Below are 12,858 nucleotides of genomic sequence, written 5' to 3'. Positions count from 1 at the left end.
TCAGTCTACATACAAGAAATTAATTAGTTGCACTAATGAAAAGTAAAGAAGAAAATTCTATAAAAATGCTAGGCCTCAAACTTCCTACAGATCCGCGTTGGGTGAATATTGTAGAAAAAAACATTGAGGAAATTCTTACAGATCACGCCTATTGTGAACAAAAGGCGGCTTCTACGGCTATTTCTTTAATCGTCTCTTTTCCCGAATATACCGAGCTAGTACAAGAAATGGTATTGCTAGTAAAAGAAGAGATTAGTCATTTTAAAATGGTGCACGATAAAATAGTAGAACGTGGTTGGATCATGGGTCGTGATCGCAAAGACGAGTATGTAATTGCCCTTTTAAAATTCTTTCCAAAAGGAGGCAGTCGCACGATACAGTTGGTACATCGCCTATTATATGCTGCCTTAATAGAAGGTAGAAGTTGTGAACGTTTCAGATTGCTAAGTGAACAATTGGAAGACAAAAAACTAGCCGAGTTTTACCGGAATCTAATGGTAAGTGAAGCCAATCATTACACCATGTTTCTAGGATTTGCCAGACACTACGGCGACCGAAAAGAAGTAGATAAAAAATGGCAGGAATTACTAGCTTTTGAAGCACAAGTAATGAAAGATTTGGGAACGCAAGAAACTATGCACGGCTAATTTAATAATTTACTCGTTCCTGTTAGTTTCTATGGGTTTTTAGTGAAATTTAATTCGACACCACTTTCAACCCAACTATCGATAGTATTAATGTGCTAATAAAGAACATGCGCCAAAATGTAGCCGGTTCTTTAAATAGGAATATCCCTAAAAGCACCGTGCCTACAGCACCTATTCCAGTCCAGACAGCATATGCGGTACCTATAGGTAATTGTTGCGTTGCTTTAATGAGCAAAAGCATACTTATGGATAATGCCAGCAAAAATCCCACATACCAGAAGGTAGCTTCTGTACCTGTGGTTTCTTTTGCCTTTCCCAGGCAGGCGGCAAAAGCCACTTCAAAAAGTCCAGCCACTATTAAAAGTATCCAATTCATGTGTTCAAAGTATCGTTGCTCATCCGGATTATATAAGTAGGTTGAAATTTTTACTTTACTTCTAATTCTTTTGCCATGCGCTCGTTGTAAATGCTTTTTACAATGCCATCGGCAAGTCCAATTTTAGGAACGAAGATATTTTTTGCTTTGCTCCATTTCATTGCTGAAAGGTAAATACGTGTTGCTGGAACAATTACGTCTGCACGGTCTGGGTTCATTTGTAGCTCGAAAATGCGCTCGTGATAGGTCATCTCTTTTATCTTTTCGTAGTAATTGGCCATAAAGAAATAACTCAACGGCTTCCCAATTTTTTTTCCGCTGTATTTATAAATGCTGTTTATATTGCCACCAGAACCTATTACTTCAACTTTTTTATACTCTTTAGTGTTTTCTACAATCCAATCGTGTACTTCATCCCACATAGATTTACGAACCATATCATTTAAGATACGCACGGTTCCTAATTTAAATGAACGGCTGGTGACATTTTTGCCATTGGCGAAGAGTGTAAATTCGGTACTTCCACCTCCAACGTCTACATATAAAAAAACTTTGTTGTCTTCAATTAAATCTTTTAAATCTGTTGAAGCGATGATTGCAGCTTCGTCTCTACCATCAATAATATGAATTTTAATACCTGTTTCTTCAAGTATTTTATCGGCTATTTCTTTACCATTTCTAGCTTCTCGCATTGCTGAAGTCGCGCAGGCTCTATAGGTTACTACATTATGATTTTTCATTAACAAGCTAAAAGCCTGCATGGCGTCTACCATACGCAGGTAGTTTTTTTCTGAAATTTTCTCCTCCAAAAATACATCCGCCCCCAAGCGAATTGGGACCCTAACCAGTGATGTTTTTTTAAATAAGGGTTCTACTCCTTCTTTTTCAATTACCGTGGCAATGAGTAGTCGTATGGCATTGGAGCCAATATCTATCGCAGCGTATTTGTCTATTTTCAGCAAATTATTCTTTTAATTTTTGTTGGTAATACTCGTAGGTTTTAAACTGCGAGCGTATTTTTTCTTTTTTGTTCTTTCGGTAGGCGTTGTCTTGTTTTTTTGAAATTACCCTGGCTTTTACATTGTCGTTCCAGCAAATGGAAAAGGTATCATTAATTTCGGTTTTAATGTCTTCATCGTAGATAGGACAAGAAATTTCAACCCTATTATCGAGATTTCTTCCCATAAAATCGGCAGAGGAAATATACATTTTTTGTTCGCCACTATTTTCAAAAATAAACAACCTTGGGTGTTCCAAAAATTTATCTACAATGCTTATCACTTCAATATTTTCGCTCATTCCCTTCACTCCGGGAATAAGGCAACAAATTCCACGCACAATCATTTGTATCTTTACTCCTGCTCTGCTTGCATCATACAATTTGTCTATCATCTTAAAATCTGAAAGACTGTTTAATTTTAATTTTATGCCGCTTGGCAATCCCAACCGATTATTCTCAATTTCGGTCTCAATGAGATTGTATAGTGTGTTTCGGGTGTAATGCGGGGAAACAATGAGGTGGCGATATTTCTTAATTTTATAATTCACTTCAAAAAAATCGAACACTTTATTTATTTCTTTACAAACCTTTTGGTTGGCGGTAAATAGCGTGTAATCTGTGTAGAGACGCGCCGTAGATTCATTAAAATTTCCTGTGGAAACAAAGGCGTAGCGTTTTAGTTTTTCACCTTCCTGTCGCTCTACTAAGCACGCTTTACAGTGTACTTTTAATCCAGCCACTCCAAAAATTAAGCGAACCCCTTCACTTTGCATTTGTTCTGCATATCTAATATTGGCAGCTTCATCAAAACGGGCTTGGAGTTCAATTTGTACCGTAACTTCTTTTCCGTTTTTAGCTGCATTTATAAGCGAGCTGGCAATGTGTGAAACTTCAGCTAGTCTGTAAATAGTTATTTTTATCGAATTTACTTTTGGGTCTAATGCAGCTTCCCGCAGAAACTTCACCACGTAGGAGAAGGTTTGATACGGAGCATATAACAAGTAATCTTTTTCGGCAATTTTATGAAACAAACTTCCTTGCAAGCTCAAGCCTTTAATGGGCAAGGGTGCAATTTTTTCATATTGTAAATCTGTTCTTCCCAAACTGGGGAAATCCATATAATCGCGACGATTGTGGTAACGGCCTCCAGGAATAATACTATCAGTATCATCCACACCCATTTTTCCCATTAAATACCGCAGCGTTTCTTTGCCAATACTCTTGTCGTACACAAAACGAACTGGGTCACCCACGCTCCTGTTCTTAACACTTTTTGAAATTTTTTCGATAAAACTTCGGCTTAAATCACTATCTAAATCCAGCTCTGCATCACGTGTAATTTTAATCATGTGTGCCGAAATAGTATCGTACTTAAAAATGCTGAAGATATTTTGCAAACAGTATCTAATTAAATCATCCAGAATGATAATGTACTGTTTTTCACCATCGTTTGGCAGAACAATAAACCGGTCTATGCTTCGTGGAATTTCAATAAGGGCGTAATTTACTTTGTTTGCAAATGTTTTATCTTCCTTGCTCATTTTCATCCTTACGGCCAGATAAGCTGCACTGTCCTTCAAAGACGGGAATTGCTCCAATTCTCCAATCATAATAGTTACTAAGGCTGGACTTACCTTACGGATAAAATACTCTAAAATAAATGTACTTTGGGCTTCGGTTACTTCAGTTTCATCTACCATATAGATGTTTTCGCCCTGCAATTTTTTTTCAATATCACTTAAAATACGAAGACTGGTCTTTTGCTGATTGATCACCGTTTGTGTGATTTCTTCCAGCAAATCCTTGGCCGAAATACCTCCTAAAAAGTTTCTACCGCCTTTACCTGCCTCTGCAATTCGTTTCACAGTGGCATAGCGTACTTTAAAAAATTCGTCTAGATTATTGGAGAAAATCCCTAAAAACCTCAGGCGCTCAATAAGCGGTGTTGTTTCATCCTCGGCCTCTTGCAGTACGCGGGCGTTAAATTTTAACCAGCTTAACTCGCGGTTGTGGTAGCTATTTTCTACCGAAGTAGTATCGTCAATTTTTTCAGTCATTTTTTAAGTGTCTAGGGAATACCATCGCTGCCGTTTTGCCTGTCGAAATTTGGCTCCAACTAGCTTCATCAAATTCAATAATTACAAATCCGCAGGTAGGCAAGTTGTCAATATACTGATTCCCTAACATATTTACAATGCTTGTAAAAGCGTGGTTATGACCAACAATCATAACACACTGTAAGCTATTGTCTAGGCCTTTAATCACTTCCACCACATTTTGACCACTAAAATCATAAAGACTGTGATTGGTAGAAAAATCTGTATCGGCCACCTTGAAGGCTTTTTTAAAGAAGTTGGCTGTAGATAATGCGCGTACAGCATCGCTACTTACTATTTTTTCCGGGGCTTTATGGTTCTTGGCTACATATTCTGAAACCAAACTACCATCTTTTTTACCGCGACCTTTTAAGGGACGTTGATGGTCTATCACATCATGTTTCCACGAAGATTTGGCGTGACGCGCCATATAAAGTGTTTTCATTTTTAAGTTTTAAGTTGAGTGACAATTGGAAAAGCAGCAAAACGAAATGAATGTTACTCATTTCGAATTTGGCAATTTTAGAGTTTCTAATTTAGAATCTCGTCACTATGATTTTTATAATTTCAACTGTTTTTATGGTATTTGTTTATTTTCAGGAAGTTCAGCAGTACGCTAAGTTTGTTTTTAAACTTTAATTTTCTCCTTCATCATTCATCATTCATCATTTGTACCCAGTACCTCATTAAGGTTGTAATCGCTGTAAGGTCCAATTTTCTCCTTCTTTTGTATATTGAATTCTATCATGCAATCTGCTTTTGCGTCCTTGCCAGAATTCAAATTCCACTGGAGTAATTAAATACCCTCCCCAGTTTTTAGGTTTTGGGATGTCCTGGCCTTCAAATTGTTTTTCCAGTGTGTGAAGCTTTGCTTCCAATACTTCCCTGCTTTCAATAGGTTCAGATTGGTCTGAAACCAATGCACCTAACTGACTCTTACGGGGACGTTTACTGAAATACGCTACAGATTGTTCTTCGGAGGTTTTCTGAGTTTCTCCTTTAATAATGATCTGCTGCTCCAGGGCTGGCCAAAAAAATGAAATACATACTTGTTTATTTTTTGCGATACTTTCGCCTTTCTCGCTTCCGTAATTGGTGTACAACACAAATCCTTCTTCTGAAAATTCCTTTAATAGAACTACTCTTCCTCTTGGGAAACCGTCTACTCCAATGGTACTAAGCGTCATTGCATTTACTTCATCCACATTTTCTGAAGCTTTTGCAATTTGAAACCATTTTTCAAATTGCTGAAACGGATTTTCTAAAACGCTTTCTAACGTAAGTTCACCTTTTTCGTAAGATTTTCGATACTCATGTAAATTCTGGCTCATAGCATACTAGCTTTCCGTAAAAATACAAAGAATGCGAATTGTATGGTAGTATGCTAATTTTAAATTTGGGTTAAAATTACATATTGGATTTAATTGAAAAGATCAAAATGCGTAACCTTACCTACGTACTATTTTATAAATCTACAGCAGCATGTAAAGTACGATGCTGCCTTTTAAATTTGGGAAATAAAAATAATTCTTTTTGTGTGTACGATTACTTCTATTTTTATATCCGTTAGCAAATTTCAGCTATTTCAATAATCACAAAAAAATAGTAAAATTTATATACTCCTTAAGATATTTGTTACTATTCAAAACATATTATTAAAGTATTAATTAAATCTTAAACATTACATTAGTAGTTACTTTTTCAGTATATTATTAATCTACCAATCTATTATATGACAAAACAAATGACTAAGTCACAAGATCTTCTTGAAAGAAGAAAAAACATTGTGGCAAATGGTGTAGGCGTGTTTAATACCGCCACTGTAAGTAGCGCAATAGGCGCCATAATTACCGATGAAGATGGTCGTGAACTCATCGACTTTGCTGGGGGAATAGGCGTAGTTAATGCAGGTCATTGCCCAGAACCCGTTGTGGCAGCCATACGGGAACAAGCAGGGAAATACCTACATACCAGTTTTAATGTAGTAACCTATGAACCCTATATTCAATTATGTGAGGAACTGGCAGAAATTCTTCCCCACGGCGAGCATACAAAAGTAATGTTAATAAGCACAGGAGCTGAAGCTGTTGAAAACGCCATAAAAATTGCGAGACAAGCTACCAAACGTCCTGCTGTTATTAGTTTTTCTGATGCCTATCACGGACGTACTATGATGGCTATGACTTTAACCAGTAAGTTAACTTATAAACCAAATTGTGGCCCCTTCGCCCCTGAAGTATACAGACTTCAATTCCCCAATGTTTATAGATATAAAGGAAAGCAAGATGAAGCTACCTATGTAGAAGACCAATTAAGATTATTGGAGGAAAGTATCCTAAATCTTGTGGACCCTAAGAGTGTTGCAGCGATTATTATGGAACCTATTCAAGGAGAAGGTGGTTTTAACCCAGTACCAAAAAAATATTTACAAGGCCTGCGTGACTTCTGTGACACCCATGGAATTATGTTGATCCTGGACGAAGTGCAAAGTGGTTTCTGTAGAACAGGACATTGGGCAAGCTGGCAACATTATGGTATAACACCAGACATAAGCACCTATGCCAAGTCTATGGGCTCTGGACTTCCAATTGCCGCAGTGGTTGGAAAAGCCGAAATTATGGATGCAGCTGCACCAGGTTCTATTGGAGGCACCTACATTGGTAGCCCCGTTTGCTGTGCCGCATCGCTGGCAACCATAAAATATATGAAGGAAATAAATTTGAACGAGAAAGCTAAAATCGTTGGTAAAACAATTATGGATCGTTTACATAAATTGAAAACCGAATGTCCCGAAATTGGTGATGTTCGTGGTGTTGGCGCTATGATTGGATTTGAATTTGTAAAAAACGGTGATCCACGCCAACCAGATGCAGCGTTATGCCACACTATAGTAGCCAATTGTGCCGAACGCGGACTCATAATAATAAGTGCTGGGACGTATAAAAACGTAATCCGTATTTTGTCTCCCTTAGTAATAACAATCGAACAACTAAACAAAGGCCTCGACATTCTTGAAGAGGAAATTAAAAAAGCAACAAAAAATAAGATATGAAGCCATTTACAATTGCAGGAATCCAAATGCGGGTCTCTGCCACCCATTCCAATTTGCCAATGATGAAAATTAAGTTGGATATATGTATGAACTTATATCCATCGGTACACATGGTCATGTTTAGTGAACTCTGTGCCTATGGACCCTTAACTCATTATGCAACCGAATTTCCATGTGAGTTTGAAAGCGAAATGCAGAAAATGGCAAAAAAATATGGAATCTGGATATTACCAGGTTCCATATTTGAAAAGGAAGGAGATAGAATTTACAACACAGCAACAGTAATCAATCCCCAAGGAGAAATTGTAACTCGGTACCGAAAAATGTTTCCTTTTTATCCATTTGAAGTAGGCATCACACCAGGAGACAGCTTCTGTACGTTCGATGTTCCCGATGTAGGAAAATTTGGAGTTTCCATTTGCTACGATATGTGGTTCCCGGAAACCATCCGAACACTTGCTGTGATGGGTGCCGAAGTAATATTACACCCAACGATGACAGGTACAATGGATCGTGAAATTGAACATTCTATTGCCCAGACCAATGCGGCAGTTAACCAATGTTTTTTCTTTGACATCAATGGTTTAGATACAGGAGGTATTGGCCGCTCTACTATTTGTGGACCAGACGGAAGGATTATGTACCAGGCTGGTGCCACGGAAGAAATTATGCCTGTAGAGATAGACATGGAACGTGTAAAACGAAGCCGAGAACTAGGTGTAATGAGATTAGGGCAACCCCTAAAGAGTTTTCGAGACCATTTGGGAGATTTCAGTATTTATCAAAAAGGAGAGAAACATCAATACTTAGAAGATTTGGGCCCCTTGATAAAACCAACTAAACTGGACAATCTAGCGCAACTCAAAAAAATGGAAAGCGAAATAGAATTGCCAACAGCCGCTATAGGTTACAAAGGCGACGGCTTACAATAAACAACTAAAACAAACGCATGGGGACATTAGGATCTAAACAAAAAACTAAGAAAATTAAAAACTACGTAAACTGGTTCGAAATACCCGTGCTTAATTTGAAAAGAGCGGTGGCATTCTATAATCATATTTACAATATACAAATGGAGATGACGGAGATGAATGAATACGCCATGGCGTTCTTCCCTGCCGATAATGGAATTGGCGGAGCTTTAGTGATGGGGCCAGGGTCTGTTCCCAGTGAAACAGGTTCCCTTATTTATTTGAATGGCGGAGAAGACCTTCAGATATTAGTGAATAAAGTGGAAATTGCCGGGGGCCGCGTTATTCTGGAGAAAACTAAAATTGATGATGACAGCGGTTATTTCGCCCTCTTTATTGATACCGAAGGAAATAAACTAGCACTTCATTCAAAAAAATAAATCATGTCAACCAAAAATAAACATGTTACATCACCTTATTATAGTATTGGGCAATTACGTCTTGCAAAATGGAATGCGCTTAAACTAAAATGTACCGAACTTTCACATGCCAAGAAAGGCTCTGCATCTGAAAAAAGCCATTTTGAAGAAGTGCAAACCATTTTAAATCATCTTAAATGTATTGAATGTTATTTTGTATTTCCGGGAAAAGTAAAAATTGAAAAGCTACTCCATTGTTTAGAACGTAGTGAATATACCTCCATATCACACCACGTTGCCGAAATTACGCGCCAATTGGTAAGTGATGATTATCTTCTTAACAATAATACTAATACTCCAGACGAACCAGATCAGGCACGACCCGATGAGCTTCGGGAATTATCTTCCGGGCAAAAAAAGAATTATTTTGAAGTGCTCTTTGTTGAAAATCTCTCCACAATTGAAGAAAATGCGCTTCACGAAAAACTGAAGGAATTACGCGAGTCCAATGAGCCCTTTACCTACGATTTTATTGTACAGCGTTCCTTTCAGGATGCCATGATTGCCTTGATGTTCAACCCCAATATTCAAGCGGTTGTTATTAGATATGCGCCACCATTTGTGTCCTCAAATATTTCTGAACTCATTACCCCTTACATTCAACACGTATTAAACATAGACTTAAAAACCAGGTCTGAATCTGAATTGGGTCCGCTACTGGGGGAATACGTAAAACAATTCCGACCCGAGCTAGATACCTATTATGTAACCGATACGTCTTTAACAGATTTAAAGAACAGTACGTTGCAGCAGTTTAGCCGTATTTACTATAGACGGGAAGACTTACAGGAACTACATTTAGGGATTGTTAGAGGAATTCGTGAACGTTTTGACACGCCCTTTTTCACAGCCTTAAAGGAATACAGCCAGAAACCAACTGGAATTTTCCATGCCATGCCTATTTCCCGAGGGAATTCGGTATTTAAATCGCGATGGATTAAAGATTTTGGAGAGTTTTATGGCAGGAATATGTTTCTTGCTGAAACTTCTGCAACAACAGGAGGTTTAGATTCTCTATTACAACCTACAGGCCCGTTAAAAAAGGCACAGGAAATGGCAGCCGATACCTACGGAGCACAACGCACCTTTTTTGTTACCAACGGTACTTCTACTGCAAACAAAATAGTATTACAAGCCATTATTGAACCGGGAGATTTGGTGCTCATTGACCGTGATTGTCATAAAAGTCACCATTATGGAATGGTGCTCGCTGGCGCGTATCCTGTATATTTGGACTCCTACCCTATTCAGGAATATTCTATGTATGGCGCGGTACCTTTAAAAAGTATCAAAGAAAAAATGCTTCAGTTAAAAAAAGCTGGACGTTTGGATAAAGTAAAAATGCTATTGCTTACCAATTGTACCTTCGATGGCTTGGTGTACAATGTAGAAAAAGTAATGGAACAGATTTTAGCCATTAAACCCGATATGATTTTTCTTTGGGATGAAGCATGGTTTGCTTTCGCTGGTTTTACCTATATATACAAGCAACGTACAGGTATGTATGTAGCAAAGAAACTTTTTAAAAAATACAGAACTGAAACCTACAAAAAAGAATATAACGCACATATTAAAGGGCTTTCAGTAGGAGAAACACCATCGTTACCGGACCCAGAAAAAGTATGTATCCGTGTGTATTCAACACAAAGTACACATAAAACCCTAAGTAGTTTCCGTCAAGGATCTATGATACATATTTGGGATGAAGATTTCAGAAAAAAATCTGAAAACACTTTTCTGGAAGCGTATATGACGCACACCTCTACATCCCCTAACTATCAAATGCTGGCATCACTGGATGTTGGTAGAAGACAAGTAGAGTTTGAAGGCTACGAAATGGTGGAAAAAAGCATTGAGATGGCCATGGTCTTACGAGCCAAAATAAATAACAACCCACAGCTCAACAAGTATTTTGACGTACTCACCGTAAAGAATTTTATACCAGATGAATACAGAGAAAGTGGGTTGAACGAATATTACGATACCGTAACTGGCTGGAACCGTATGGAAACAGCCTGGGAGAAAGACGAATTTATGCTCGATCCCACCAAAATTACCTTATTCATTGGAAGAACGGGCGTAGATGGGGATACTTTTAAGAATAAATATTTGATGGATCAATTCAACATCCAAATCAATAAAACTTCCAGAAACACGGTGCTTTTTATGACCAATATTGGTACTACCAGAGGAAGTGTTGCCTATTTAACCAACGCGCTCTTAAAAATATCGGAGCAATTGGATGAGGAATTCCGTTCACTGAACAGCCGAGAAACCGAAATAAATCAAGAAAAAATTAATTCATTGATTCACGAAGTACCACCATTACCAGATTTCAGCTTTTTTCATTCTTCATTTCGTGCGGTACCCAATGTACCAGGTGGAAATATTCGCGATGCGTTTTTTATGGCGTACAACGAAGAAAATTACGAATATATTTCCTTAAAAGATTGCACAAAAGCTATGGAAGATGGCAGAGAGCTAGTTGCTTCCTCTTTTGTAATTCCCTATCCACCTGGTTTTCCAGTATTAGTACCCGGTCAAGTGGTAAGTCATGAAATTATAAATTTTATGTTGGCACTGGACGTATCGGAAATTCACGGATATCGGGCAGATCTTGGTTTGCGTATTTTCCGTAAAAGCGTATTGAACCGGCAAAAAACCGCGACAGCGATGGGTGCCATGAGTATGGGCGCTTCAAAAAAAATAACAATTAAATAGTAATTAAAAAACAAGAAACTATGAGTGATATTAAAACGAAACTAACTTTAGATGGAGTCCATGATATACGACGCTTTTTTCATAAAAACGAAGAGCCTATCTATTTTATTAGTGCTACAAACTTCAACCTTTTAGGAGCTGATGAATGGATAAAAGGGTTTCGGTTTATAACATACATAGACAGTTTTGATGGACAGCACCCAAACGTTTTCTCGCCTAAGGAAGATATTCCACATGACGATTTTGAGAGCATTGAGGATATTAACAATTATTTACTGCAACACCCAGAAGTTCAGGAATATATCCATTCAAGAAAAAAAGGGAAAAAGGCAGGTAAGGTCATGTTCCTTATGTTTAACGAGAAAACAGAAAAGCTTGCTAAGAAACTAGGACTGGAAATTATGTTCCCCAGCGCCAAGATGCGGACCTTTATGGACAATAAGGTAAATACAAATCGTATTGCCGAAAAGGCTGGTGTGGCTTGTGTTCCCTACGTGCTCTCTCAAGTAAAAGATTATAAACACTTGCAGCAGGTTTCAAAAAAATTGGGAGATGATCTTGTGATACAAACTCCCTTTGGCGATTCTGGACATACTACCTTCTTTATTTCAAATGAAGCGGAATTCAACAAGCACGCCGATGAAATTGTGGCCGAAAAAGAGGTAAAAGTGATGAAACGCATCAATTGTCGGGGTTCGGCGATTGAAGCATGCGTCACGCGTCACGGTACTATTGTGGCGCCACTAATGACCGAATTGGTTGGTTTTAAGGAAATGACACCCTATAAAGGAGGTTGGTGTGGAAACGAAATTTTTCCAGATTCATTTAGCCCAAGACTTCGTAAAAAAGCTCGGGAAGCTACCAGACTCTTCGGAAACCAATTGCGTGAAGAAGGATATAAAGGTTATTTTGAACTAGATTTCCTGATAGATCAGGACAATGGTGAAATCTATTTAGGCGAATTGAATCCACGGGTTACTGGAGCCAGCTCTATTACCAACCACGCCGTCTTTGCCCTGGCAGATGCACCTTTGTATTTATTCCACATTTTGGAATGGATGAATGTAGATTACAAATTGAGCATAAAAGCCCTGAATGAACGTTGGGCAAAACAAATAAATACCGATAGCTGGAGTCAGTTAATTATCAAACACACCAAAAAAACTATCGAATCTGTTTCAGAAGCACCAGTGTCTGGGATCTGGAGAATGTATGATACGGGCCATATAAAATTTGACCGTATGGATTCGCACCGTCGTGCCGTGGAAAGTGAAAACGAAGCTTTTTTCATGCGTATTACTAATAAAGGCGACTATTTGTATGAAGGTGCAGACATGGGAATCTTGGTAACTCGAGGTCGTATGATGACCGATAATTTCAATTTAACGGAACGCGCCAAAACCTGGATCAATGCTGTTCGCGGTAAATACGTATCGCATGTATTGGAAGATAAAAGCGAACAACCCGAGATTATTGGTTCGTTGACCAAGTAACAGAAAAATACTTCTAACATTATAATCTATAAAGAAGCCTCACTGCGTATCACTGCTTGTGAGGTTTCTAAAATTAAAACCTG

At 38.2% G+C, this 12,858-nt stretch carries 11 protein-coding genes; 6 read left to right on the top strand and 5 right to left on the bottom strand.

Annotated elements, in window-relative coordinates:
- Nucleotides 1-65 precede the first annotated feature (65 nt).
- The gene (locus tag ACQ2HF_RS11520) at nucleotides 66-647 is read left to right on the top strand and encodes a tRNA-(ms[2]io[6]A)-hydroxylase (protein WP_432413087.1); all 582 of its coding nucleotides are present in this window, start codon (nucleotides 66-68) and stop codon (nucleotides 645-647) included.
- A gap of 49 nt (nucleotides 648-696) precedes the next feature.
- On the opposite strand, the gene ACQ2HF_RS11515 is transcribed toward ACQ2HF_RS11520, so the two are convergent.
- The 5 genes from ACQ2HF_RS11515 to pdxH form a co-directional block, all read right to left on the bottom strand.
- Nucleotides 697-1,023: a DMT family transporter gene (locus ACQ2HF_RS11515; protein WP_432410568.1), complete on the bottom strand. Its 327-nt coding sequence runs from the start codon at nucleotides 1,021-1,023 to the stop codon at nucleotides 697-699.
- Nucleotides 1,024-1,073: 50 nt separating this feature from the next.
- Entirely contained in the window at nucleotides 1,074-1,985 is a 912-nt protein-coding gene (locus ACQ2HF_RS11510) for an exopolyphosphatase (protein WP_432410567.1), read from the bottom strand.
- A 1-nt stretch (nucleotide 1,986) separates the two neighbouring features.
- Nucleotides 1,987-4,080: a polyphosphate kinase 1 gene (gene ppk1, locus ACQ2HF_RS11505; protein ID WP_432410566.1), complete on the bottom strand. Its 2,094-nt coding sequence runs from the start codon at nucleotides 4,078-4,080 to the stop codon at nucleotides 1,987-1,989.
- A complete protein-coding gene (locus ACQ2HF_RS11500; RefSeq protein WP_432410565.1) occupies nucleotides 4,073-4,564 on the bottom strand; it encodes a SixA phosphatase family protein in 492 nt (163 codons plus the stop codon). Before ACQ2HF_RS11500 ends, ppk1 begins: the two co-directional genes overlap by 8 nt.
- A 241-nt stretch (nucleotides 4,565-4,805) precedes the next feature.
- A complete protein-coding gene (pdxH, locus tag ACQ2HF_RS11495) occupies nucleotides 4,806-5,450 on the bottom strand; it encodes a pyridoxamine 5'-phosphate oxidase (protein ID WP_432410564.1) in 645 nt (214 codons plus the stop codon).
- Between the two features lie 413 nt (nucleotides 5,451-5,863).
- Here pdxH and ACQ2HF_RS11490 point away from each other — a divergent pair, with 413 nt between their 5' ends.
- The 5 genes from ACQ2HF_RS11490 to ACQ2HF_RS11470 are packed head-to-tail and all read left to right on the top strand — an operon-like array spanning nucleotide 5,864 to nucleotide 12,775.
- Nucleotides 5,864-7,171: an aspartate aminotransferase family protein gene (locus ACQ2HF_RS11490; RefSeq protein WP_432410563.1), complete on the top strand. Its 1,308-nt coding sequence runs from the start codon at nucleotides 5,864-5,866 to the stop codon at nucleotides 7,169-7,171.
- Nucleotides 7,168-8,103, top strand: a complete 936-nt coding sequence (locus tag ACQ2HF_RS11485; RefSeq protein ID WP_432410562.1) for a carbon-nitrogen hydrolase family protein — start codon at nucleotides 7,168-7,170, stop codon at nucleotides 8,101-8,103. Before ACQ2HF_RS11490 ends, ACQ2HF_RS11485 begins: the two co-directional genes overlap by 4 nt.
- Before the next feature lie 17 nt (nucleotides 8,104-8,120).
- Complete coding sequence (locus ACQ2HF_RS11480) at nucleotides 8,121-8,522, top strand: VOC family protein (RefSeq protein WP_432410561.1); 402 nt, start codon at nucleotides 8,121-8,123, stop codon at nucleotides 8,520-8,522.
- A gap of 3 nt (nucleotides 8,523-8,525) precedes the next feature.
- Nucleotides 8,526-11,282 carry an aminotransferase class I/II-fold pyridoxal phosphate-dependent enzyme gene (locus ACQ2HF_RS11475; protein WP_432410560.1) on the top strand — a complete coding sequence of 919 codons (2,757 nt, stop codon included), beginning with the start codon at nucleotides 8,526-8,528 and terminating at the stop codon, nucleotides 11,280-11,282.
- 20 nt (nucleotides 11,283-11,302) lie between these two features.
- Nucleotides 11,303-12,775, top strand: coding sequence for a biotin carboxylase (locus ACQ2HF_RS11470; protein ID WP_432410559.1), 1,473 nt, complete (start codon nucleotides 11,303-11,305; stop codon nucleotides 12,773-12,775).
- Nucleotides 12,776-12,858 lie beyond the last annotated feature (83 nt).

This window comes from Rasiella sp. SM2506 (genome assembly GCF_050859505.1).
GTDB lineage: Bacteria > Bacteroidota > Bacteroidia > Flavobacteriales > Flavobacteriaceae > Marinirhabdus.
The sequence above is the reverse complement of the archived record's forward strand: the minus strand, read 5'-3'. Positions and strand labels throughout refer to the sequence as shown.

Coding starts and splice junctions, on each gene's coding strand:
- ACQ2HF_RS11520 (WP_432413087.1), top strand. CDS start 66: ATGCTAGGCCTCAAACTTCCTACAGATCCGCGTTGGGTGAATATTGTA.
- ACQ2HF_RS11515 (WP_432410568.1), bottom strand. CDS start 1,023: ATGAATTGGATACTTTTAATAGTGGCTGGACTTTTTGAAGTGGCTTTT.
- ppk1 (WP_432410566.1), bottom strand. CDS start 4,080: ATGACTGAAAAAATTGACGATACTACTTCGGTAGAAAATAGCTACCAC.
- ACQ2HF_RS11500 (WP_432410565.1), bottom strand. CDS start 4,564: ATGAAAACACTTTATATGGCGCGTCACGCCAAATCTTCGTGGAAACAT.
- pdxH (WP_432410564.1), bottom strand. CDS start 5,450: ATGAGCCAGAATTTACATGAGTATCGAAAATCTTACGAAAAAGGTGAA.
- ACQ2HF_RS11490 (WP_432410563.1), top strand. CDS start 5,864: ATGACTAAGTCACAAGATCTTCTTGAAAGAAGAAAAAACATTGTGGCA.
- ACQ2HF_RS11485 (WP_432410562.1), top strand. CDS start 7,168: ATGAAGCCATTTACAATTGCAGGAATCCAAATGCGGGTCTCTGCCACC.
- ACQ2HF_RS11480 (WP_432410561.1), top strand. CDS start 8,121: ATGGGGACATTAGGATCTAAACAAAAAACTAAGAAAATTAAAAACTAC.
- ACQ2HF_RS11475 (WP_432410560.1), top strand. CDS start 8,526: ATGTCAACCAAAAATAAACATGTTACATCACCTTATTATAGTATTGGG.
- ACQ2HF_RS11470 (WP_432410559.1), top strand. CDS start 11,303: ATGAGTGATATTAAAACGAAACTAACTTTAGATGGAGTCCATGATATA.